The following is a 23,227-nucleotide window of genomic DNA, read 5'->3' on the forward strand; positions in this document are numbered from 1 at the left end:
CGCTCAGATGTCACGCAGCGCGATCCGTTGCAACCCGTTCACGGAGGGCGGTCCGCAGCCGCCTCAGCGCAGCTCGCGCAGTCGAGGCGGGCAGGGTCCCAACGCCCCAGCGCGCCTCCGCATGGATGACGGCCACCTCGCCTGCCACCGGCACGCGCCGCGCGAGCTCGCGCGGCGTCGTCGCCGGCGCCACCTCGATGCCCGCGCGCCGCAGCAGAACCCGCGCCGCGCGCCAGAGTCGCAGGGCGCGCTCCTGATCGGCCGTCAGCGCCAACTCCCCTCCCCGCTTGCGCAGCCTGGCCCGGCGCCGCACCAAGACCGTGGCCAGAGCGCCGACCAGGACGACGGCGAGAGCCGTTGCCGCCAGTCGCGCTCGCCCGGCCGGAGCATTGTCCTTGCCCGCGAGGCGCCGTCCGGTCTCCTCGACGAGCTGTGCCAGACGCCGCATCGCGCGCGCCTGCGTGATCAAGTCGTAGTCGACGACGAACGCCCGCCAGCGCTGCTGCAGGCCGTCCCAGAACAGGATTGCCCGTGCCCGCAGCCCTTCCTGGGTGCTCCCCCGGGCGGACGCCGGCGTGGGATCGAGGCGGACGAATCCCGCCCCGGGAAAGTACACCTCGACCCAGCTGTGGGCGTCGCCGGCGCGGACCGCGTAGTATCCGGCGTCGGTGCGGCGGCCTCCGAAGTAGCCGGTGACGTTGCGCGCCGGGATGCCGAGCGCGCGCAGCATCAGCACCATCGCGGTCGAGAACAGCTCGCAATGCCCCGCCCGCCGGACGAAGAGGAAGTCGGCGATGGGATCGGCCACCTCGCCGGGAAGGTCACGGGTGTACCGCAGCGCCGTCCCCAGCCAGCTCTCGATCGCTGCTGCGGCGTCCGCCGGATCCTTCCCGCCGCCGAGACGCTGGGCCAGCGCCCGCACCCGAGCGTCGAGCGTGGACGGCACCTCGAGGTCCGCGGCCAGCCATTGCGGGTACCTCGCGCCGCGGCCCCGCAGGGCGCGCAGCTCGGGCTCGTCGCGGTCGACGGCGACGAAGTAGCGAAGGTCGCTGCCGTCCACCGGCTGGTAGAACAAATCGCCCGGGAAATTCCGGTACAACCGTTGCGCGGGCGGCCGCGGCGATCCCGGGCGGCGGAAGTCGACGCTGAGCGGCCATCCCTCCGGCGTCAGTACCACCCCATCCGCGAACAGACCCACGACCTCGATGTCCGCGCCCAGCAGCACCGGCGGCCGTTCTCGCCCGCGCTGCGGCAGGCGCACCACCGGGAGAGCGCCGCCCGGCTGCGACTTCCAGCCCTGCCCCGTCCATTGCGAGAGCGCCCGCGCGCGCCAGTGCATCCCGAGATCGCGCCGTCCGCCTCTCGGCTCGGGATCGAGCCGGACCCGCAGCACCACCCGTGGATCATCGGCGACGGTCCCGTGCCGCGAGAGGTCCACCCGGTCGCCCAGCCCCGCTACCGGCGCGTGGCGCGACGCTCGCCGCAGCCCGCCGATGCTGACGCGCGGAAAAGCGACGAACACCACCGCTGCTCCGGCGATCCCCGCCATCGAGAGCCCCGCGAGACCGCCGAGGAGCGCCGGCGTCGCGATGCGGCGTGAGCTGAGCAGCGCCGCCGATCCCGCGGGTCCCCGGCCCGCCTCGATGGCAGATCGCAGGTGTGTCAGCGCCAGCGCCCAGGTGCCGCTGATGGCGAACGCCAGAAAGGCGAAACCGAATGCAAGCTCCGCAGCGAGCGCCGCTCCGGCGCAGAGCAAGAGCAGCGAGAGCAACAGCAAGAGGACCTCGTCGCGGCCGGTCCTGCGATGCCAGAGGCGATGGATGCAGAGCAGCTCGGCGAAGAGCGCGGCAGCGAGAACGACGTCGACCTGCCCCGCGAATACCTGGGCCGCAAACACCAGCAGCGCTCCGCCGAGCAGCAGCGTCCATGCCCATTGCACGCGACCATGGAATCCGGAGCCGGGGATCGACGCCCCGACGACGGCGACCGGGAAGAGCGCCACCATCACCGCGCCCATCTCGCCAGAGACGGCGCAAGCCGCGAACGCGGAGAACGCCGTCAGCGTTCCCGCCCAGCGCTGCGCCTGGACCAGCGTGGGACCGCGTGCTCCGGGAGACTTCACCCGTGCACCTCGATCACCGCCGCCTCCGCTTCCGGCCGCGGTGACGCGGTGTCCGCGCCTTTCTCCTCCAGCAAGGCGAGTAGCCGCAGCGCGGCGCAGCGCTGCGCCTCGCCGCTGCCCGCCGCGAGAAATTGGCCGGCGACGGCGAGCGAGACCTCTGCGCCTCCGTCGAGCTCGCGGACGACGAACGCGGCCGCCAGCTCGACGGCCCGTTCCAAAGCGTCTCCACGGAGCGTGCGGTGGTCGAGAACCACGCAGATGCGCTTGCGGCGTTCCTGCTCGCGATCGACGGCAATCAGGCGGCCGGCGCGGGCGGTGGACTTCCAATGGATGCTCCGAGCGTCCTCCCCCGGCCGGTGGTCGCGGAGCGAATGCACCTCGAGCCCGAGGCCGATGCGGTCCTCGGGCTGTTCACCGGCCCGCGCCAGCGACTGTGCGGAAAGACGCGGCGCAAGCACGACGCGCGGGAACACGATGATCTCGCCCGGCACATCGAGCGGTCGCGACTTCTCGAACAGCCCGAAGGGAGCCCTCGTCGCGACTTCCAGTTGCCGGAAGCGGTGCAGGCCGCGCCGCTGCGGCACGAATCGATAAGCGACCTCCCCGGACTCCCTGGCGGGGAGCAACACGAGAAAACCATGCCCGGCGACGTCGCCGCCGCGTTCGCGGATCTCCAGCGAGAACGACGGCGCGCGCTTCTTCCCGTTCCGCGCGCGCAGCCCGATCAGAGCCGGCTGCCCTGCCGTCGCCACAGCGGGAAGCCGCCGCTCGACATGGACTCCCCGCAGCGTCTGCTCGGACAGGATCCCGGAGACGATGATCGAGGCGAGCAGAAGACCGAGGACGAGGAACAGCAGGTTGTTTCCCGTATTCGTCGCCGCGAGGCCGATGCCGATGGTCAGGGCGGTATACCAGCGTCCCATCCGGGTGAACGCGAGCCTCCGCTTCCAGGCGGGCGTCACTCGGGCACCGGCACCTGCTCGACGAGGTCGCGGACCACGCGCTCTACCGCGAGACGCTCCAGCTCGCCTCCACCGGGCCCGCGGCCGGCGAGCACGATCCGGTGCGCGAGGGCCGGAACGCAGAGCTCCTTGACGTCGTCGGGCTCGACGTACCCTCGCCCGCGCAGGAGCGCCCGCGCCCGCGCCACGCCGAGGAGCGCGATGGCACCGCGCGGCGATGCACCGAGCGAGATCAGCGGCGTGCTTCGAGTGGCGGCGACGATCGCCAGCACGTAGTCGGCGATCTCCGGCGCCACGACGACGACCGCGACGGCGGCCTGGAGCCGCCGGACGTCCTGCGCGGAAGCGACCGGGTGCAGATGCGTCAGCTCCTGCTGCGTCCCACCTCCGAGGAGCAGCTCCCGCTCCACCTCCGCCGGCGGATAGCCGACGGAGAGGCGGAGCAGGAACCGGTCGAGCTGTGACTCCGGGAGAGGATAGGTCCCCGCGTGCTCGTGCGGGTTCTGGGTCGCGAGCACCATGAACGGCGCCGGGAGCGGGCGTCCCGCGCCGTCCACCGACACCTGGCCCTCGGCCATCGCCTCGAGCAGGCAGCTCTGCGTCCGCGGCGTGGTCCGGTTGATCTCGTCCGCCAGCACCAGGTTTGCGAAGAGCGGGCCGGGCTTGAACACGAAGCTGTTGCGGGCCTGGTCGTAGACGGAGACGCCGGTGATGTCGCCCGGGAGCAGGTCGCTCGTGAACTGGACGCGCGCGAACGCGAGATCGAGCGATCGCGCCAGCGCCTGCGCCAGCGTGGTCTTGCCGACGCCCGGGACGTCCTCGAGCAACAGGTGTCCTCCGGCGGCGAGGGCGGCGAGCGACAGCTCGACGATCTCCTGTTTTCCCTTCAGGGCGCGCGCGATGTTCGCTTCCAGCGCCGAGGCGACGCGACGTGCCTCTGGTGGCGTGAGCGGCGATCCGGTCGTCAGATCGACAAGAGTGATCTTCGCGGACGCGGCGCCGTTGTCGGGCGTCATCAACAGCAGATTAACCGATGCTCGGGCAGGGCCGCTTGTGCCAGACTGCGCACCCTTCCATGCTTCCGCCCACAGTCACGGTGACGCAGAAGGGAGCGGCGCGCGCCCGCGCCGGTCACCCGTGGATCTTCCGCGCCGACGTGGCGGACGCGCCGGACGGCCTCATCTCCGGCGCGGAAGTGCGGCTCGCGGACGCGCGCGGCAACTTCATCGCCAGGGGATTCTGGGCGTTGAAGAGCCCCATCGCGCTGCGGGTGCTGTCGCGGCAGGACTCCGCGCTCGACGAGGAGCTGCTCGCCTCGCGCCTGCGCCGCGCGTACGAACGGCGCCGGGCCCTGTTCCCCGGCGCCGACGCGTTCCGCCTGGCGCATGGAGAAGCGGACCTGCTGCCGGGCTATTTCGTCGACCTCTACGGCGACGTCGCGGCCGTGCAGCATCTCTCCGAGTGGGCGGAGGCCCGCCGCGAGCAGCTTGCGCGCATGGTCGTCGAGCTCACCGGAGCGCGCGCCGTGGTGGCCCGCGACGACGGGTCCGCCCGCGAATTCGAGCACCTCCCCCGCCGGGCGGAACCGCTCTTCGGGAACGGGTTCCGGGTCCGCTATCGCGAAGGCGAGATCGCGCTCGAGGCGGATCTGCTCGCCGACCACAAGACCGGCGGTTATCTGGACCAGGTGGAGAACCACCTCCGCGCCGGCGAGCTGGCACGGGGCGAAGCGCTGGACGCCTTCTGCTACCACGGCGGCTTCTCGCTACAGCTTGCGCGAAAGGCGAGGCATGTTCTCGCCATCGACCAGGATGCAGCTGCTGTGCAACGCACCCGCGAGAACGCGGGCCGCAACGACCTGCACAATGTGGAAGCCCGCGCGCAGAACGCGGTCGAGGCGCTGCGCTCCCTCGAGAAGGAGGGCCGCAAGTTCGACACGATCGTGCTCGATCCGCCGGCCTTCGCCAAACGAAGAGAGGGACTGGAGGGCGCATTGCGCGCCTATCGCGAGATCAACTACCGCGCCGTCCGCCTCCTGGCGCCAGGCGGTCTGCTCGTCACCTGCTCCTGCTCGGGCCGGGTGACGAGCGAGTTGTTCGGCGAGGTGGTCGCGTGGGCTTCGCAGGAGGCGAAGCGGCCGCTGCAGCTGCTGGAGCGGCGGGGCGCGTCGCGGGATCATCCGCCTCTGGTCGGCGTTCCCGAGACCGAATACCTGAAGGCCTGGTTTCTGGTCGCGCCTTAGCCCCGGCCGCCGACGGCGGCTCGGGGGCTACGCACTTTCTGGCTGTTTCCGCGGAGGCGGAGACGCCCTTTATCCCGTTTTCGAATCTGGCGGCTGCGAGATCGGCTGCCGCTGTTTCGACGCCGCCTCGCGGATCTGCTCGAAGATGCGCTTGGGGGGAGTCCATCCCCACTCCTGCTCGACGAGCGAGATCTTCTCCACTTCTGAGCGGATGCGCTGCCACTCCGCTTCCCCGATGTCGCAGAACGCTTCGACGCCGTGCGGATCGAGCTGCGTGCCCGCCACGCGCTGCATCTCCTCGATGGCTGCCGCGTGCGGTTGCGCCTTGCGGTAGGGGCGATCGCTGGTGATCGCGTCGTAGGTATCCGCCACGGCGAACAGCCGGGCGCCGAGGACGATCTGCTCTCCCTTCAGCCCGGCGGGATAGCCGCGCCCGTCGTACCGCTCCTGGTGCTGGAGCACGATCACGCTGGCATCGCGGAGGAACTCGATGCGCTGGAGCAGCGCCCACCCGAGCCGCGGGTGCTCCCGCATCTCGTGCCACTCCTCCTGGTCCAGCGGCCCGGGCTTGAGCAGCACGGCATCGCGCACGCCGATCTTCCCGATGTCGTGCAGCAGCGCGCCCATCTCGATGGTCCGCAGCTCGAGGGCGTCGCGAACGCCCATGTGCTCGGCGATCCGACGGGTGAATCGCGAGACGCGCCGCGAATGCCATTGCGTTTCGGTATCGCGATAGTCGAGCACGGCCACCATGCCGTCGAGCAGGTTGGTGGTGCGTTCCTCGACCAGCCGCTCGAGGCCCTTGTTCAGCGCGGCCAGCTCGGCGTTCTGCGACTGGACGATGGCGGTCAGCTGCCGGTTCTTCTCCCGCAACGCGTACGTGTCGAACGCCTGCCGCACCGTCCCGAGGAGCTCGACGCGGTTCCACGGCTTGGCGAGGATGCGGAAGATCTCGCCGTTGTTCACGGCGTCCACGGCGGCGCTGAAGTCGTGGGCGGCGGTAAGGAGGATGCGGATGGTCTCCGGCTGCAGCGACTTCGCCTGGGCGAGGAACTCCGCACCCGTCATTCCCGGCATCATGTAGTCGGCCGAGAGCACCTGGAACGGCTTCTCCCGCAGTCGCTCCAGCGCCTGGGCCGGATCCGCGCAGGCGATCACCTCATAACCCGCAGCCTCGAAGGTGCGCTGCAAGGCATGCAGGATGGGCGCCTCGTCGTCGACGACGAGGAGACGTTCAATCTCTGGCATCTGGCTCCCGCTCTGTCGCGCTGCAGCTTACCAGCACCCGGCCGAGTCGCGCTCCTATCGCTCCCGGACGTCCGGCGGTGCAAGATGCGCGCATGTCGCACATCCCCCTCCTCGTGGATCCTGATTGGATACAGTCGCACCCCGACGCCCGTCTCATCGACCTGCGATGGGCGGTGAAAGGACCTCCGGCGCGCCAGAAGTATGAAGACGGCCACCTTCCCGGCGCGGTGTTCGCCGACCTCGATCGCGACCTCTCGCGTCCGGGTGGTCCCGGACGACATCCGTTCCCTGCGGAGGAACGGTTCGCCCAGGTGCTCTCGCGCTGGGGCATCGGTCCCGATACCCACGTCGTGGTCTACGACGATGCGAACTCGTCCGTGGCGGCGCGGCTCTGGTTCATGCTCCGCGCCTTCGGCCACGAGAAGGTCTCCGTGCTCGACGGCGGGTTCCGGGCCTGGACCGAGGCGGGGCTTCCGCTCTCGCGCGACGAGCCGCGGATCGCCCCCGCGCCGCTCCGGAAGCTGAACCTCGATCGGTCGCGCCTCGCCGAAGTGGAGGAGGTGCAGGCGCGCAAGAGCGTGGTGCTCGATGCCCGCGCTCCGGAGCGCTATCGCGGCGAGGTCGAACCCCTGGACCGCAAGGCGGGGCACATCCCGGGGGCGGTCAATGCCCCGCTGCAGGCGAACCTGACGGCTGCGCAGCGGTTCCGTCCCCCGGCCGAGCTCCGCGAGCTGTACGCGCGCTACGGGAACGACGTGATCGTCTCCTGCGGGAGCGGCGTCACCGCCTGCCACGACGCGCTGGCGATGGAGATCGCCGGGCTGCCGCCCCCCCGCCTGTACGTGGGATCGTTCAGCGGCTGGATCGAGGACCCTGCACGTCCCATTGCCACCGGGCCCGCGCCGGGGTAGTGCGACCGCCCATGACCCTCGCCGTCCTGTCTCTCCTGCTCGCTTTGTCTCCCGCGGAACGGGCTGCCTCGAGCCGGATCACCGCCAACGAGATCTCCGCTCACCTTCGTTTCCTCTCCGACGATCAACTCGAAGGACGCAAGCCGGGAAGCGCCGGCGACGAGCTGGCCATCAAGTATCTCGCCTCGCAGCTCGAGGCGATGGGCTATCAGCCGGCGGGCGACAAGGGCAGCTTCCTCCAGGCGGTACCGCTGGTCGAGCTCGCCGCCGACGTTCCCCGCGACGTCGCCTTCAAGTCCGGCGGCAAGGACCTGGTGCTGCACGCCGGCAACGGGCTGCAGGCGGATCTGGTGCTCGGGCCATCGGCGCACAAGGAGCGCGGCACCGTGAAAGATGCAGGGCTCGTGTTCGTCGGTTACGGGATCACCGCGCCCGAGTACGGCTGGGACGACTACAAGGACGTGGACGTCCGCGGAAAGGTCGTGGTGGTGATGAACTTCAATCCACCCTTCCAGGGACCGGGCGTGCGCCTCTGGTACGGACGCTGGGATTACAAGTACGTCAACGCGGCGAAGCACGGAGCGGCGGGCGCGCTGGTGATCCACACCACCCCCAGCGCCGGCTATCCCTGGCAGGTGGTGGTCACGTCGTGGAGCACCCCTCGACAGGATCTTCCTCCCGCGCCGGACGAGAAATTCATGGAGTTCCGTGGCTGGATCGTGGAGCCCGCAGCGATCCGGCTGGCGCAGCTCGGCGGAAACGACCTCGACACGCTTCGCAAGTCGGCCGAGAGCAGGGACTTCCGTCCCGTCCCGTTGGCCTCGACGATGTCGCTCGATCTGCCCGTATCGCTGAAGATGATCCGCAGCGACAACGTGGTCGGCATGCTGCCGGGGACGGATCCGGCGCTCCGGGGCGAGGCGGTGCTCTACACCGCGCACCACGACCATCTCGGGCGGGTCCAGCCCATTCCGCCGGCGACCGACGGCATCTACAACGGTGCGCTCGACAATGCATCGGGATGCGCGACGGTGCTTGCCATCGCGCGCGCGATGACGTTCGCGCCGCCGAAGCGGTCCGTGATCGTCGCCTTCGTCACCGCGGAGGAACAGAACCTGCTCGGGTCGAGGTGGCTCGCGCAGCATCCGCCCGTCCCTGCCAACCGCATCGCCGCCGACATCAATCTCGACAGCGTCAACCGCTGGGGACGCACCACCGATCTGGGCGTGATGGGGCTCGGCAAGTCGACCGCCGACGACGTCGTCCGCAAGGTCGCTGCGGATCAGGGCCGGACGGTGCACGGCGACCCGCACCCCGACCGGGGTGCGTTCTACCGATCGGACATGTTCTCGATGGCGCACGCAGGCGTGCCGCCGGTGGCAGTCAAAGGCGGGCCCGATTACGTCGGGCGGGCGAAAGGCTGGGGCGACGAACAGGCGCTGGACTACGAGCGCCACCACTACCATCAGCCCTCCGACGAGTACCACGGCGACTGGGACCTCTCCGGCGCGGTCCAGGACGCGCAGTTGCAGCTGATCGTCGGGCTCCGGATCGCCAACGCCGCGAGAATGCCCACCTGGACACCGGGCGACGAGTTCGAGGCGGCGCGCAAGTCCGCCTCCCGGTGAAATGGACCCGCGCGCGCGTCGCGCTGGTGGCCGTCGCGGCGGCCTCCGCGCTGGCGATGCTTCATGTCGGGCTGTTCCAAATCGGGTGGCTGGCGCGCCTCGCCTGCCCGGGCTTCGGCAGCGGCTGCGAATCGGTCGCGCTCGCGCCGTTCAGCCGGCCCTACGGGATCGCCGACGGCCTGCTCGGGGCGGCGGTCTGCGGCGTCCTCTGTGCGCTGGCGATCGTGCGGCGACCTGAAGCCGCCGCGGCGCTGATCGGCGTTTCCGCGGTCTGGGTCATCCTCAACGTCTTGAGCCTGGCCGAGATGCAGAAGCTCGGAGCCTTCTGCTTCTGGTGCACGCTGGCCGCCGTCCTCTCGGTCCCCTTGCTGGCGCTGGCGATGATCAGCGGGCGCGAGCTTCAGGGCTCCTGAGGCGCGTTTCCCGGCACGTCGGCTTCGATGAAGACGCGAAGCAGGTCGGAGTCGAGCTCGCCGCGCTTCGCCTCGTCGAGCAGGATGTCGTAGGCCTTCTCCTTTGGCACGGCACGCTTGTACGGACGATCGCTGGCGGTGAGCGCGTCGTAGATGTCGCTGATGGTCATCATCCGGGTGGGAAGCGCGATCTCCGGTTCCTTCAGCGACCGCGGATAGCCTTGGCCGGTGAGCTTCTCGTGGTGGCCGTAGGCGATGTCCGGCACGCGCTTCAGCGTCCGCGTCCAGGGAATCTGGGTGAGGAACCGGTAGGTGTGCGTCACGTGCGACTCGATCTCCCGCCGCTCGTCCTCCGTCAGCGAGCCTTTGCGGATGGAGAGCTTGATGACCTCGTTCTCGGAGAGGAATGGGCGATGCTCTCCCGAGAACGGCCCCTTGAACGTGCTGCGGGCGATGTCGTGCAGCCGGTCGAAGGTGCCTTCGGGAAGCACGGTGGGCCGGTTGCAGGAGACCACGAACTCGAACATTCCGGAGAGCTCGCGCTTGCGCTCCGCGAGCCTGGCTTCGACGTCGGCCATGCGGTGCCGCGCCTCTTCCGCGGGCGAGCGGAGCAGGAGCTGCACCTTGTCGCGCTCCGCCTGCAGCTCCTCCTGCACGTAGATGGTCTCGAACCGGCCTCGCAGGTTCTCCAGCTCGAGCGGCTCGAGCTTGTTCGCCTTCACCAGCACGTTCTCGCGCACGCCGACCTTGCCGAAGTCGTGGAGCATCGCCGCGTAGCGAAGCTCCTGGCGCTCCTGCGCCGTCAGCGACGAGCCCGTCCAGCGGCCCGCGGTCTTGCCCGCGCGCGGCAGCATGTCGCCCAGCCCCACCGAGAGCCGCGCCACGCGTCCCGAGTGGCCGGCGGTGGTCGGGTCCCGCGCCTCGATGGCGACGACGCTGGCCCGGACGAATCCTTCGAACAGCTGCTCGATCTCGTGGTGCAGCAGGGCGTTGTTGACGGCGGCCGCGGCCTGGCCGCCGAGAGCGAAGAGCAGCTCTTCGTCCTCGTCGGTGAAGGCCTTGCCGTCGAGCTTGTTGAGCGCCTGGAGGACGCCGACCACGTCGCCCTCGACAGAGCGCATCGGCACGCAGAGGATGTTGCGGGTCTTGTAGCCGGTCTGCTTGTCGACGTTCTGGTTGAAGCGGGGGTCCTTGTAAGCGTCTGGGATGTTGATCGCGGCGTTCGTCGTCGCCACCGCGCCGGCGATGCCGCGATCGATCGGGATGCGGATCTCCTTCGTCCCGATGCCCTGGGCGACCTTGGTCCACAGCTCGCCGCGCTCGCGGTCGACGAGGAAGAGCGAGCAGCGGTCCGCTTCCACCACCCGCGCGGCGGCGTGGACGATCAGCTTCAGCAGTCTGTCGAGATCGCGCTCGGCAACGAGCGCCTTGGCTACGTCGAGGATGCCGCCGAGCTTCTCGACGCGCTGCTGGAGCCGGTTCACCGGGCGAGCATAGCATCCGCTCCCTTGGCGGGGTATGTGCTCCTCGTCACTCCGATGTGAGCAAGCGGCGGGCCTCGTCCCACCTCTCCGGCTCGACGTACAACCGCGCGAGCGTGGCCGCTTCCGCGTAGCGTTCGTAGAGCGGCGTGTAGTCGCCGATCGGCACCTCGCCCCTCGGTGACTTCACCCACAGCGTGGCTTCCTTCCCGTAGTGCGAAAGCACGCCGCGGCTGACCGTGACGAAGCCGTTCACGCCCGATTCCTCCAGCCGCTGCTGCATCCCATGGAGCGTCCGCGCGTCCTCGCCGGCGGCGTTCTCCATCAGCACGCGATATCCCTGGCGGCGCACGATGCGCCGGGCCCAGGGATTCTGCGACGAGCGCAGCGCCCCGAGCAGCGCGACGTCGTCGTGCAGCAGGTACTCGTCCGGATCGGCGGGCAGCGCGTACTCGCCGCTCTCGCACCAACGCTGGAGCAGGACCTCGTATCCGACCGAGGTGGAATGGAAGTACACGGAGAGAAACATGTGGTAGCGCGAGAGGAGGAAGTCCTCGAACGCGAACACCGCGCGATGCAGGAGCGCCAGGTAGACGCGCCCCTCGCGCTCCACCGCGGCGAGGTTCTGGACGATCCAGTCCGCGTCGAACTTGCCGTAGTTGACGCCGGTGAAGAACGAATCGCGCTGCAGGTAATCCATGCGATCGGCGTCCAGCTCGCCGGAGACGATCTGGCGGAGGATGGGCAGCAGATCGTGGCCGCCGCTTCGATACGGATAGGCGCCCGGAGACGCTCTTCCGCAGATCAGTCCGGCGACGTGCTCCGGCTCGATGCCGCGGGAGGAGAAGCGCCGCCGGATCTCGGCCGAGAGCGCGGAGTCGAGCAGCAGCTTGAGCGTGTAGTCCTCGTGACCCGCGCGGCGATCGCCGGGCTCCCGCGCCCAGGCGGGCACGTTGAGGTCGCCGATCGGCGGCATGATCGCCTCGGTGGCGTGCGACAGCGGCGGGTGGCCGAGGTCGTGGAAGAGGACCGCGAGCCGCAACGTCTGCCGGAAACGGTCGCGATCGGCGGGCTCGAGCTGGAGTTGCGGCGCGAGCGCATCGAACAGCTTGGTGGCCATCGCCATCGCGCCGAGCCCGTGGGCGTAGCGCGTGTGCGTCGCACCGGGGAACGCGAGGTCGGCGAACCCGAGCTGCTTCACGTTGCGCAGCCGCTGGTACTGCGGGCTGTCGATCAGCGCGCGCTCGTCGGCGGTGAGCTCGATGGCGCCGTGGATGGGATCGCGGATGTGCATTCAGAAGGGCATTCCCCAGGAGAGGGCGAGCGGCGAGTTCTTCGGATCGGTGACGAACGCAAAGGCCTCGATGAGGAAATCGTACCAGAAGTGGATCGCGACGGAGGGCGCAAGACTGTAATCGTTCCAGCGGTAGGCGAGCCCCAGGTAGCCGCCGAGAAGCGTGATGAACGGCAAGCCGACGGCCAGGTACGTGAGGCGCTGGCCGCGGTCGAGAAACAGGACGTTCGAGCCGTGCGCCGCACCGAAGACGAGAGATGCGTATGCCCACGCCCGCGTCTCGTCCAGCGACCGGGCCCAGCTGGACTGCAGGGCGCCCCGGAACGCCATCTCCTCGGCGACGGCGACGTGCTCGAACAGGCCCACGCCCACGGCAGCCGCCAGCGGATATCCGACGGCGCTGTTCATCTCGCGACCGAAGATGACCGGCCGCTTTCCGGCGTTACTCGTGTCGATCCCGTGGTCGACGATGGCGGAGACGAGGATGCCGGCCGCGAGCGATCCCGCGATGCCGGCCCAGACGGACGACCTGGAGAGCACTTCGAAGGAGAAGGGAGCGCGCGCCAGCTCGGCGAGGGACTCCTGGGGAACGTACGACAACCGCGCCGCGCGCTGCTCTTCCAGCGCCACGTCGATCACCGACAGCGTCCAGAGATCGCCGAGGGCGATCAGCGGGACGCCGGCCGCCGACGAGCTGAAACCGTTCGCGGCTCCGCCGGCGACCGCAGCACCCAGCTCGGCGACACCCAGCGATGCGAGCACCGTGCCTTCGGTCTTCCGACCCCTGCACATCTGCAGGACTCCGGGGACGAACAGGCCGGCGTTGACCGGGCAGTTGGCGACCCGTTGCTGCGATTCGAGCTCGCGTGCGCTGGGCGGGGCGTCGGGCGCGCGCCGCGCCTGATGCATCACCGGTGCGCACGCGGCGCAGGCAAGCGCCATGGGCAGAGCCCGCGTTCTCAGGCACCCGCCTCGAGGCGGGCTTCGTCGTCGGGCAGGCCCTGGTAGCGGTCGCGCGGATACGTGCCGAACACCCGGTCCCAGAGGGGCGTCGTGATGCCGTAGCGCCGGTCGGGCGTCTGGAAGTGGTGGACCAGGTGATATCGGCGCAGCCACTTGCCTGCGGCCGTGGTGGGCGCCGCGTGATGGAGATAATAGTGCGTGAGGTCGTACCAGAGGTACCCGACCACCAACCCGGCGAACCAGGGATATTCGAGCGGCCCCATCCAGCGGAAGGCGACCCAGGCGACTGCCGCGATCACCGCCGTGACCGTCGGCGGCATCACCAGGCGGTCGCGGTCCCAAGGGTAGTCGTGATGGATGCCATGGATGAGGAAGGAAGCGTCGCGCTGTAGCTCCGAGCCGGGATGCGGCTCGAAATGGAATACCCAGCGGTGCAGGAGGTATTCGAGCAGCGTCCAGGAGAAGAGGCCCAAGGCCGCCCAGGCAACGATGGCGAGCCCACCGGAATGCGCGGAGGCGCGATACAACATGTAGAGCGTGAACGGGCCCCAGATGGCTACCACGTGCCAGGGACGGACGCGCGACAGATACTTCTCCACCCACGGGACGCTGAACATCAGCGGACTGCCGCGGCGCGGGCGAGCGAGCTTCGGATGCGGCGCGAGGTAGAACATCGGTCCCCGGTCTAAGGGATCATGCAGGTTCGTGCAAGGGAGTCGATCGAGTGACCAGCGTCCGGCCGGCAGCCTCCGTAGTCCTCGTCCGCGAGGGCGGAGACGTGCTTTGGGTCCGCCGCGGCGACCAGCTCAAGTTTGCCGGCGGCTTCTACGCTTTTCCAGGCGGGCGCGTGGACGTCCAGGATTCCGGCGTGCCCGTGGACGGTGGGGAAGCCCTCGGCGCCGCGGAGGCTCCCTGCGTGGTCGCCGCCGCGCGCGAGCTGTTCGAGGAGACCGGCGTGCTCGCCGTGCCCGGCGCCGCGGCCGTCTCCGCCGGGGAGCGGCGGACGATGCGGGAGGCGCTGCTGCACCGGCCCGCTCCAGGGGAGAAGGCGGCGTCTTTCGGCGAGTTCCTCGAGCGCCACCGGCTCCGCGTCGACGCGCGCTGGTACTCGCCCGCGGGCCGCTGGGTGACGCCGCAGGCGATGCCGATCCGCTTCGACGCCCGCTTCTATCTCGTGGACCTGCCGCCCGGCGAAGTGGCGGAGATCTGGCCGGGAGAGCTCGCCGACGGCGAGTGGATTCAACCCGACGAGGCGCTGCGTCGCTGGGAGGACGGCTCCGCGCTGCTGCACCCGCCCGCGTGGCATACGCTCAAGGCGCTCTCCTGGGCGAAGCCTCATCCTCGCGATGCGCTGCCCCTGCTCACGGCTCCGGAAAAAGCGCCATGGAAGCTACCGATCCAGGAGCACGTGGTCGAGCGGATCGAGTTCCAGCGCGGCCTCATCCTCGTGCCGTTGCGCACTCCTACGCTGCCGCCGGCGACGCATACGAATTGCCTGCTGCTCGGCAACGACGAGCTGTGGGTGGTGGACCCGGGGTCGCCGTGGCCCGAGGAACAGGCGATCCTCCGCGAGACGCTGGAGAGGCTCGAGGAGGAAGGGCGGCGCGCGGTTGGCGTGCTGCTGACGCACCACCACCTCGATCATACCGGGGGTGCGAAGGCGCTGGGTCTTCCCATCGCCGCCACGCGCGAGACCGCGGCGATGGTCGACTTCGCGGTGGACCGGATCGTGGAGGACGGCGCGCGGTTCGACGTCGGCCCACGCGGATGGCGAGCGCTGCATCTGCCCGGACATACGCGCGGCCATCTCTGCCTGCGCGAGGAGGGAAGCGGCGCCGTGGTGGCGGGCGATCTGATCGCGGGCGTCGGCACGGTGATCATCGATCCGCCGGAAGGAGACATGAAGGATTACCTGGCATCGCTCGATCGGTTGCTCGGGACGAAGCCCGGTTGCATCTATCCGGCGCACGGCCCCGTCGTCCCCGGCGGCGTTGCGAAGCTCGAGGAGTACCGCGAGCACCGTCTGCAGCGCGAAGAGCTGGTGATCGGCTCGCTGAAGCAGGCAGGACGGGCAGCGACGCCATCGGAGCTCGTTCCCGCCGCCTATCCGGACGTGAAACCCGATCTGTACCCGCTGGCGGAGCGGAGCTTGCTCGCGCACCTGCACAAGCTCGTGCGCGAGGGACGGGCCACCGAACGGGAGGGACGCTACAGCGGCCGCTGAGCTGCGTCAGAGGCCCGGGAGGCTCAGCTGATGCTGCTCGCGGATCGCCATCGCGTCGATCCCGAGCGCGCGCGCAGCCCGCGCCAGGTCCTCCGCGTGGCCGTCGATGGTGAGGACGCGCTTCGCTCCGGATGCGCGGATGCATTGGATCAGCTCATCGACCCCCGCGTGATCCGCGAGGGGGAGCGCTTCGTCTGCGCCGGCGATGCCATCGACGGCGCGGCCCGAGAGCGCGCAGATCCGATGAGGACCGAGATCCAGCCGGGCGAGCCGCAGCGTCGGAGGCACCACCAGGACGTCGCCGTCGCTCTCGAGGCGGACGAATCCTTCGAGCGCCTGCCCCTGAGCGACGTACACCTCGCAGGCGCGGAACGCCGTCGGATGGAGCCGCACCGTGCGCCTGCTACCGAGGAAGCGCACCACCTCCTGCGCCTCGCCGATGGCTGCTGCAACGATGACCGGCGTCTTGCCGTCGCGCAGCGACCGCTCGACGAACGTCTGCAGCCGCTCGAGGAGCGGCTGACGCGGCGGAAAGACGTATCGGGGATGCCCGTACAGTGCGCGGATGACGAGGGTCTCGCAGGTCAGCTGCTCGAAGGGCTCCGCGGTGGCCGACGCGCGCAGCCCCATGCCGCCGATGTCGCCGGCGTACACCAGGTCCAGGCCGTCCGCTTCGCATCGGAGCTGCGCGCTGCCCAGGACGTGGCCGGCGGGATGGAGCGTGAGCCGCAACGACCCGAGGGCAAACGTCTGCCCGAACGCGGCGGCCAGCGCCGCGCTGCGTCGCAGCGCGCGCGGCAGGGCGGCCTCGAGCAGCTTGTGGGTCGGACCGCTGGCCACCATCCGCTCCGGCAGGACGGAGGGTGCGCCGCGCGCGTGGGCGAGGAAGCCGAGCGGTGGCCGCCCTCTCGGCTCGAGGTAGAGCGCATGGCCGCGGACGCGGAGGCCGTTTGCGGCGCGCTCGACTTCGGGCGGATCGGGCCTGTGCCGCACGCGCTGCATGTAGCAGCGGAACGCACATCCGCAAAGGTTGTTTCATCCCGGCGCGCGGGCGCGGGCCCGCAGAGCGGCTCCCGCCTCGCCGACGGCGACGCCGAGCACGATCAGAGCGCCGCCGGCCAGCTCGTGCCCGGTGAGCCGTTCGCCGATGAGCAGCGCCGCCCAGAGCGCGGCGAAGACGGGCTCCAGCGAGGAGATCAGCGCCACGCGGACCGGCGGGAGGATCTTCTGCGCCCAGGTCTGGACGCCGAAGGCGAGGAGCGTTGCGAAGAGCGCGAGATAGACGAGCGCGAGCCAGAGGCGGGGGTCGCCGGAGAAATGCTGTGCCTCCACGAACGGGCCTGCGATCGCGGCGAGCGCGCCGGTCGTCGCAAGCTGGACGAGCACCAGCGGGAGCACCGCGTGCCGGGGGGCAATCCGGCCGAGCGCGACGATCTGGCCTGCGAACACCGCGGCGCAGGCGACGGTCAGGCCGTCGCCGAGCGCGGTGGCCTGGGACGCGTCCGACCAGGGAGCGGAGAGGAACGTCATCCCGATGAACGCGAGCAGCACGCCTGCGAGCACGGGGAGCGCCGGTCGTCGCCGGAATACGACGAACTCGATCAGCGGAGTCATCACGACCAGGGTGCCGGTGAGAAAGCCGCTGCGCGAAGCCGTGGTGCGCTGCAGGCCTTCGGTCTGGAGCAGGAAACCGACGCCGAGCAGCCCGCCGGCGAACATCCCATCGCGAAGCAGGCTTCCGCGAATGCTGCGCAACTTCGCGCGACCCGCCTCGGTCGCCGCCAGGAAGCCGGCCAGCAGCGCCGAAGCGATCCCCATGCGGACCGCCACCAGCGCCAGCGGCGAGGCGGCTGCCTTGCCGAGCAGCGCCCGGAGGATGGCGAAGCTGCTCCCCCACACCGCCATGATCAGCGCGAGCGCGAGGTCAGCCAACGAAGAAGAACCCCAGGCCGAGGACGGCGTAGACGGCGAGCAGGAACGCGCCTTCCAGCCAGTGGGTCTCGCCGTCGAGGGCGATCATCGCCAGCGCGATCACCGAGATGCCCAGCGCCACGACCTCGAACCGGGTGAAGGCGAGGTCCATCGAGGTGCCGAGCAGCGCGCCGATGATCACCAGCAGAGGCGCGACCAGCAGTGCGATCTGCTTCGATGATTCCCAGGCGATCCCCAGCGCCACGTCCATGTTGCCGCGGTGGGCGAAGAGCAGCGCGGTGGAATGCTCCGCCGCGTTTCCGACGATGGCGACGATCACCACGCCGACGAACATTTCCGGCAGCTCCAGCGAGGTCACCGTCCCGCCGAGCGCATCCACCAGGAGCTCGCTGGCGATGGCCGTCGCTGCGGCGGCGACGAGGAGGCGGCCGAGCTCGAATGCGAGCAGCCGGTGCCCCGTACGAACGTTCCGCTTCGCAGCCGCCGCCTCCGCGGGAGTCGCCAGGAGCTCGTCGCGCACCGAAGCGACCTCCTCGCGGTGCGTGCGCAGCGTGAACCAGAGCGAGAGCGCGTACATGGCGATCAGCACCGCGCAGATTTCCTCGGAGAGGAGGGCCGGGTCGTAGCGCGGGTTCTTGCCCAGCGAGAGGAGCGTCGGGACCACCATGGCCACGACCGCGAGGAAGAGGGTCGAGACGCTGGAGGACGCCGCCAGCCGGTTGAAGCGCAGGCGCGGGAACCGGATGCCCCCGGTGACGATGCTGCCGCCTCCCACGAGGAGGAGGTTGGCGAGGATCGAGCCGGTGATGCTCCCCTTCACCAGCTCCACATGGCCGTGTCGCAGGGCGGCGATGCCGAGGATCAGTTCGGCGGCGTTTCCGAACGTCGCGTTCAGGACGCTGCCCGCGGTGGGCCCCATCCGTTCCGCCAAGCCCTCCGTGGCATCGCCCATCGCCTTCGCCAGCGGAATCAGCGAAGCGCAGGCGACGAAGAACACCAGCGCGTCGTTGGCCGCGAACCTGTGCAGAAGCCAGGCGGCGGGCAAGAGCAGCCACCCGGCGCGCCACAGCCATCGCGAGATCACCGCCGCACCTTACACGGCTTCGAAGCGGATGCGGCCGTCCCGTTCGCTACGGGCAACGCGGCGTTGCGCTTCCAGCACTTCCAGGTTGCCCATCACTTCCGACAGCGTGAGGTAGAGTTGGTGGTCGCGGGCGTGGGGAAAGACCTTCGGCGCCAGCTCGGCGGGAGTGAGGGGGCCGGCGCCGAGCAGCTCGAGGATGCGCTGTTGCCGCTTTTCGTAGAAGGCGAGAAGCCGATCGACGATCCCTGCGTGTCCGGAGAACGGCTCCGCGTGGCCGGGAGCGATCACTTCGGCGGGAAGGGAGCGGACCCTGCGCGCCGAATCCAGATAGGCGAGGAGCGCCTTGTGCGACGGCTCGGGCTGGCCTTCGAGATCGAGCAGCGGGTTGGGGGAGACGCGCTCGAGGAGGTGGTCGTCGGAAAACAGCACGCGGGGCTGCGCCGCCCACAGGCAGACGAGACCCGGCGTGTGTCCGGGAAGATGCAACACTTCTGCGGAGAAGCGGCGGAAGCGCAGGATGGTTCCCGCGGCGAGCGGCTCCACGCGCTCGAGCGGTCGCGCCATGCGCAGGGCGTCCTGCCAGTGGACCTTGACGTGCTCGAGCAGGTGCGGGGACGCGCCCAGGCGCGACAGATACGCTGCGTACAGATCCAGGCGCTGTCCCGTGCGGTCGCGGCCGGTGAGCTTGTCGTGATCGCGGGAATGCGCATAGACCGGCGCGCCCGATGCCTCCTGGGCGGCGCGCGCGTACCCGTAATGGTCGATGTGGCCGTGGCTGACGAAGATCCGCCGGACGTCCCCGAGCGAGAGTCCGAGCTTGCGGAATCCGGCGAGCAGCGCATCGCGCCCTTCCCTGGTACCGATGCCCGCGTCGAAGAGGGCGATGCCGCCGCCCTCCTCCTCGATCGCGTACACGTTGGCCGGCCCGCCCGCCTCCGGAAATGGAACCGGAACCGGGATCCGCTGAACCCCGAGACGGGTGAGCGCGGCCGTCATCCCTTGAGCTTCTTGACCTCTTCGGTGAGCTCCGGCAGCGCCTTGAACAGGTCGCCGACCAGTCCGTAGTCGGCCACCTGGAAGATGGGCGCCTCGGGGTCCTTGTTGACGGCGACGATGGTCTTGCTGCCCTTCATCCCGGCGAGGTGCTGGATCGCTCCCGAGATTCCGGCGGCGATGTACAGCTTGGGAGCGACGACCTTGCCCGTCTGTCCGACCTGCAGGTCGTTGGGCTGCCAGCCTGCATCGACGACGGCGCGCGAGGCTCCGACCGCGGCGTTGAGCGCGTCGGCGAGCGCCTCGATCGGCTTGAAGTCCCCCTTGGTCCCGCGGCCGCCGGAGACGACGACCGAAGCCTCGGTCAGCTCCGGGCGCGCGCTCTTCACCTCGTTGAACTCGACGAACTTCGTCTTCGCTGCGGGCGCACTGACGGCAATCTGCTGCACGTTTCCCGCGGCGGCGCCCTTCTTTGCGACCTGGAACTCGGTGGCGCGAACGGTGATCACTTTCACCGGGGTCGTCACTTCCACGGTTGCGATGGCGTTGCCCGCCCACATCGCGCGTTTGAACTGGCTGCCGCTCACCACCGCCAGGATGTCGGAGGCGATGCCGGCGCCCAATTTCGCCGCGATCCGCGGCGCGACGTCCTTGCCGTAGGCGGTGGCCGCGAGCAACACGTCGGTCGCGCCGATCTTCTTCGCCGCTTCCGCAGCGGCTGCCGCGTGCGTCTCCGCCAAGGCATGCTCGAAAGCCGCACCCTCGACGGTGTGCACGGCGGAGACGAATGCCGCGAGCTCCTGCGCCGATTGGCCGGCGCCGGCTCCGATGACCACGGCCTCGATCTGCCCGCCGTTCTTCTGCGCGAGCTGCTGGGCCGCCGAGAGCGCCGAGAGCGTCGCCTTCTTCAGATGGCCGTGGGCCTGCTCCGCTACCAGGAGGATCTTCGCCATGGTCAGATCACCTTCGCGTCTTCGTGGAGCTTCTTCACGAGCGTCGCCACGTCCGGGACCTTGATGCCGGCCGCGCGCGCGGGCGGCGCCTCGACGCGGACGACCTTCACCTTCGCAGACACGTCCACGCCGAGTGCGGCGGGGGCCATCTCCTCGATCGGCTTCTTCTTGGCTTTCATGATGTTCGGCAGGCTGGCGTAGCGGGGGACGTTGAGGCGCAGATCGACCGTGACGATGGCGGGAAGCTGGACCTCGAGGACCTCCAGGCCGCCGTCGACCTCCCGGGCCACCTGCACGGACTTCTTGTCCGCGCCCAGGAGCAGGCCGGGCTTCTTCGCCTTCTCTTCGGTCGACTCGAGCGACTCCTTCTTCGAGGCGAACGTGGCCTGGCCCCATCCGGCGTACTCCGCCAGCAGCTGGCCGGTGACGTTGTCGTCCACGTCGACGGCCTGCTTGCCCATCAGCACCAGCTCGGGCTTCTCCTTCTCGATCACCTTTTGCAGCAGACGCGCGACCGCGTCGCTGTCGAGAAAGCCGTCGTGCTTCACCAGGATGCCGCGGTCGGCGCCCATCGCCAGCGCGGAGCGGATCTCCGCTTGCGCGGCGGCGCCGCCGATGCTCACCGCCACCACCTCCGACGGCGCATTCGCGTCGCGCAGCCGCAGCGACTCCTCGACGGCGATCTCGTCGAACGGATTCGCCCGGTAGTTCACCCCTTCCGTGACGATCCAGGAGTTGTCCGGCTTCACCTTGATCTTGGACTCGTAGTCCTCGACGCGCTTGACCGTGACCAGGATCTTCAAGACGTTCCTCCATCTGCGGGCAAGAGCCCGCGAACCATCCATTCCGCGACCTCGGCCGCGGTCTTCTTCAGCGCCGCACGGCGCCCGCCGACGAGCCATCCCAGCGCCAGCTCGTCGAGCGCGCCGAACACCGCGCGCTTCACCGTCGACGGCGAGATGTTCCGGTCGAGCTCGCCGCTTTCCTGTCCGGACCGCACCACGTCCGCGATCAGATCGACATACGCCGCGAGCTTCTGACGGTCCGCCGCTTTCAGGAACTGCGCGCTCTGGCGCAGCTCGACGATCAGCACCGAGGCAAGGTCGGGGTTCCGCTCGACCAGCGCGAGGTGAAGCTGGATGAACCGTCTGAGCTTGTCCGGGGCGGTGCGCTCCTGCGCGACGGCCGCCTTCACCTCGGCGAGCAGCTCGGTCATCTTCTCGTCGAAGAGCCGGAGGAGCAGGTCGTCTTTTCCCTTGAAATACAGGTAGATGGTGCCGTCGGCCACACCCGCGGCCCGGGCGATCTCCGCCACCGTCGCGCTGTGGAAGCCGCGCTCCGCGAATACCTTGATCGCGGCGTCGAGAATGCGCGCGCGCTTGTCGTTCGCTCTCGTGTCGCGCGCTTGCACGTGGCCGATCTCCGGGTCGGAAGGGTCTGGTGGCAGGGAGCCCTGGTGAATGAGGGCTCATTCAGATAGGGCCTCCGCCGTGCCGCGTCAAGGCCTCTTTCGTCTGTCCGCGGCAGGGTGACGCGCCGCCGCAAGCGTGGTACTGAGCGCGCCCACAGAAATGGCCACTCGCAGACGACTGAGCAGCGTGCCGAAGACGCCCCCGAAGCAGGACATCGTGGACTACGCGCGCGAGGTCATCCGCGCCGAGGCCGAAGCGCTGGCCCAGCTTCCCGCGCGGCTCAACGGGGCGTTCGCGCGGGCCGTGGAGATGGTGCTCGCCTGCCCTGGTCGCGTGGTGGTGACGGGCATGGGGAAGCCCGGCTTCATCGCGCAGAAAATCTCCGCGACGTTCGCGTCGACGGGAACGCCTTCGCTCTATCTCCATCCCGCCGAGGCCCTGCACGGCGACCTCGGCCGGCTGGTGCCCGGCGATCTGGTGCTCGCGCTGTCCAACAGCGGCGAGACCGATGAACTGCTCCGGCTGCTACCGGCGATCCGCCGGCTGGGGGCGCCGATCGTGGCGATGACGTCGGGAACCCGCAATTCGCTGGCCGATCGCGCGGACGTCGTGCTGGAGATCGGGCCGGTGCCGGAGGCGTGCCCGCTGGGGCTCGCCCCGACGGCTTCCACGGTCGCGCTGCTGGCGATCGGCGACGCCCTCGCGATGGCGGTCCAGCATCGCCGCGGCTTCTCGCCCGAGCAGTTCGCCTCGCTGCATCCGGGCGGCGCGCTGGGTCGCCAGCTCCTCCGCGTCCGGGACGTGATGCGGACCGGGTCGCGCAACCCGACAGTGCGCTGGGACGTTTCGCTCCGCGAGACCGCCGCGGTGATGACGCGCACCGAAGGCCGGCCGGGCGCCGCCAGCGTCGTGGACGCGCAGGGAAAGCTGATCGGCATCTTCACCGACGGGGATCTGCGCCGCCTCGTCCAGCGCGGTGAAGTCGATTTCGCCCGGCCCGTCTCGGCAGTGATGGGCAAGAGCCCCCGCACGGTGGGCCCCGACGATCTGGCCACTTCCGCCGCCGAGATGCTCCGCCACAGCCAGGTCGATCAGCTTCCGGTGGTCGACGACGTCGGACGGCCCGTCGGCCTCCTCGACGTGCAGGACCTCCTGGCAGCGCGCCTCCTCGGATAATCGCTCGATCCGCGACACAAGAGTCTCTCGACAGCCTCGCACGTTACGCACGTAACGAGCCGCGACCTCGCGACGACCTTCACCGTGAGGGAGGTCGCAGTGGCTATCGCTGGCGTGATCACGACCCGGGAAGTCATGCGGCATGCCGGCGTGATCGCGCGGGAGTTCGGGCCGCGGGTGCTGTGGCGT

Annotated in this window: 21 protein-coding genes; 6 read left to right on the plus strand and 15 right to left on the minus strand. The window is 69.8% G+C overall.

Annotated elements, in window-relative coordinates:
* Positions 1-10 precede the first annotated feature (10 nt).
* Genes E6J58_06790 through E6J58_06800 form a run of 3 tightly spaced genes read right to left on the minus strand, consistent with a single transcriptional unit; the run spans position 11 to position 4,100 of the window.
* A complete protein-coding gene (locus tag E6J58_06790; GenBank protein ID TMB39609.1) occupies positions 11-2,122 on the minus strand; it encodes a transglutaminase domain-containing protein in 2,112 nt (703 codons plus the stop codon).
* Positions 2,119-3,084: a DUF58 domain-containing protein gene (locus E6J58_06795; protein TMB39610.1), complete on the minus strand. Its 966-nt coding sequence runs from the start codon at positions 3,082-3,084 to the stop codon at positions 2,119-2,121. The genes E6J58_06790 and E6J58_06795 overlap by 4 nt, the downstream gene beginning before the upstream one ends.
* Positions 3,081-4,100 carry a MoxR family ATPase gene (locus E6J58_06800; protein ID TMB39611.1) on the minus strand — a complete coding sequence of 340 codons (1,020 nt, stop codon included), beginning with the start codon at positions 4,098-4,100 and terminating at the stop codon, positions 3,081-3,083. Before E6J58_06800 ends, E6J58_06795 begins: the two co-directional genes overlap by 4 nt.
* Before the next feature lie 59 nt (positions 4,101-4,159).
* Here E6J58_06800 and E6J58_06805 point away from each other — a divergent pair, with 59 nt between their 5' ends.
* Positions 4,160-5,326: a class I SAM-dependent rRNA methyltransferase gene (locus E6J58_06805; protein ID TMB39612.1), complete on the plus strand. Its 1,167-nt coding sequence runs from the start codon at positions 4,160-4,162 to the stop codon at positions 5,324-5,326.
* Positions 5,327-5,395: 69 nt separating this feature from the next.
* Here the strand turns inward: E6J58_06805 and E6J58_06810 are convergent, their stop codons facing one another.
* Positions 5,396-6,574, minus strand: coding sequence for an HD domain-containing protein (locus E6J58_06810; protein TMB39613.1), 1,179 nt, complete (start codon positions 6,572-6,574; stop codon positions 5,396-5,398).
* A 92-nt stretch (positions 6,575-6,666) separates the two neighbouring features.
* On the opposite strand from E6J58_06810, the gene E6J58_06815 reads away from it, so the two are divergent.
* The 3 genes from E6J58_06815 to E6J58_06825 are packed head-to-tail and all read left to right on the plus strand — an operon-like array spanning position 6,667 to position 9,526.
* Complete coding sequence (locus tag E6J58_06815; GenBank protein ID TMB39614.1) at positions 6,667-7,485, plus strand: sulfurtransferase; 819 nt, start codon at positions 6,667-6,669, stop codon at positions 7,483-7,485.
* An 11-nt stretch (positions 7,486-7,496) separates the two neighbouring features.
* Positions 7,497-9,113: a M28 family peptidase gene (locus E6J58_06820; protein ID TMB39615.1), complete on the plus strand. Its 1,617-nt coding sequence runs from the start codon at positions 7,497-7,499 to the stop codon at positions 9,111-9,113.
* Entirely contained in the window at positions 9,110-9,526 is a 417-nt protein-coding gene (locus E6J58_06825) for a hypothetical protein (GenBank protein ID TMB39616.1), read from the plus strand. Before E6J58_06820 ends, E6J58_06825 begins: the two co-directional genes overlap by 4 nt.
* Here E6J58_06825 and E6J58_06830 read toward each other — a convergent pair.
* Genes E6J58_06830 through E6J58_06845 form a run of 4 tightly spaced genes read right to left on the minus strand, consistent with a single transcriptional unit; the run spans position 9,514 to position 13,938 of the window.
* Positions 9,514-11,046: a GAF domain-containing protein gene (locus tag E6J58_06830; protein ID TMB39617.1), complete on the minus strand. Its 1,533-nt coding sequence runs from the start codon at positions 11,044-11,046 to the stop codon at positions 9,514-9,516. The two genes, E6J58_06825 and E6J58_06830, sit on opposite strands and share 13 nt — an antisense overlap.
* A 10-nt stretch (positions 11,047-11,056) precedes the next feature.
* Positions 11,057-12,301 (minus strand): HD domain-containing protein, encoded by a 1,245-nt coding sequence (locus E6J58_06835; GenBank protein ID TMB39618.1) that lies wholly within the window; start codon positions 12,299-12,301, stop codon positions 11,057-11,059.
* Positions 12,302-13,243 carry a CPBP family intramembrane metalloprotease gene (locus tag E6J58_06840; GenBank protein TMB39619.1) on the minus strand — a complete coding sequence of 314 codons (942 nt, stop codon included), beginning with the start codon at positions 13,241-13,243 and terminating at the stop codon, positions 12,302-12,304.
* A gap of 17 nt (positions 13,244-13,260) precedes the next feature.
* Complete coding sequence (locus E6J58_06845) at positions 13,261-13,938, minus strand: fatty acid hydroxylase (protein TMB39620.1); 678 nt, start codon at positions 13,936-13,938, stop codon at positions 13,261-13,263.
* A gap of 50 nt (positions 13,939-13,988) precedes the next feature.
* Here E6J58_06845 and E6J58_06850 point away from each other — a divergent pair, with 50 nt between their 5' ends.
* Complete coding sequence (locus tag E6J58_06850; GenBank protein TMB39621.1) at positions 13,989-15,488, plus strand: MBL fold metallo-hydrolase; 1,500 nt, start codon at positions 13,989-13,991, stop codon at positions 15,486-15,488.
* Positions 15,489-15,494: 6 nt separating this feature from the next.
* On the opposite strand, the gene E6J58_06855 is transcribed toward E6J58_06850, so the two are convergent.
* Genes E6J58_06855 through E6J58_06885 form a run of 7 tightly spaced genes read right to left on the minus strand, consistent with a single transcriptional unit; the run spans position 15,495 to position 21,861 of the window.
* Positions 15,495-16,481: a hypothetical protein gene (locus E6J58_06855; protein TMB39622.1), complete on the minus strand. Its 987-nt coding sequence runs from the start codon at positions 16,479-16,481 to the stop codon at positions 15,495-15,497.
* 42 nt (positions 16,482-16,523) lie between these two features.
* Entirely contained in the window at positions 16,524-17,420 is an 897-nt protein-coding gene (locus E6J58_06860) for a DMT family transporter (GenBank protein TMB39623.1), read from the minus strand.
* The gene (gene cax, locus E6J58_06865) at positions 17,413-18,504 is read right to left on the minus strand and encodes a calcium/proton exchanger (protein TMB39624.1); all 1,092 of its coding nucleotides are present in this window, start codon (positions 18,502-18,504) and stop codon (positions 17,413-17,415) included. Before cax ends, E6J58_06860 begins: the two co-directional genes overlap by 8 nt.
* 9 nt (positions 18,505-18,513) lie before the next feature.
* Positions 18,514-19,500, minus strand: a complete 987-nt coding sequence (locus E6J58_06870) for an MBL fold metallo-hydrolase (protein ID TMB39625.1) — start codon at positions 19,498-19,500, stop codon at positions 18,514-18,516.
* Positions 19,497-20,450 (minus strand): electron transfer flavoprotein subunit alpha/FixB family protein, encoded by a 954-nt coding sequence (locus tag E6J58_06875; GenBank protein TMB39626.1) that lies wholly within the window; start codon positions 20,448-20,450, stop codon positions 19,497-19,499. Before E6J58_06875 ends, E6J58_06870 begins: the two co-directional genes overlap by 4 nt.
* A gap of 2 nt (positions 20,451-20,452) precedes the next feature.
* Positions 20,453-21,253 (minus strand): electron transfer flavoprotein subunit beta/FixA family protein, encoded by an 801-nt coding sequence (locus E6J58_06880; protein TMB39627.1) that lies wholly within the window; start codon positions 21,251-21,253, stop codon positions 20,453-20,455.
* Positions 21,250-21,861: a TetR/AcrR family transcriptional regulator gene (locus E6J58_06885; protein TMB39628.1), complete on the minus strand. Its 612-nt coding sequence runs from the start codon at positions 21,859-21,861 to the stop codon at positions 21,250-21,252. Before E6J58_06885 ends, E6J58_06880 begins: the two co-directional genes overlap by 4 nt.
* 160 nt (positions 21,862-22,021) lie before the next feature.
* Between E6J58_06885 and E6J58_06890 the strand changes: the two genes are divergently transcribed.
* The gene (locus tag E6J58_06890; protein ID TMB39629.1) at positions 22,022-23,038 is read left to right on the plus strand and encodes a KpsF/GutQ family sugar-phosphate isomerase; all 1,017 of its coding nucleotides are present in this window, start codon (positions 22,022-22,024) and stop codon (positions 23,036-23,038) included.
* The last annotated feature ends 189 nt before the right edge of the window (positions 23,039-23,227 follow it).

It is taken from the genome of Deltaproteobacteria bacterium (assembly GCA_005879535.1).
Taxonomy (GTDB): domain Bacteria; phylum Myxococcota; class Myxococcia; order Myxococcales; family 40CM-4-68-19; genus 40CM-4-68-19.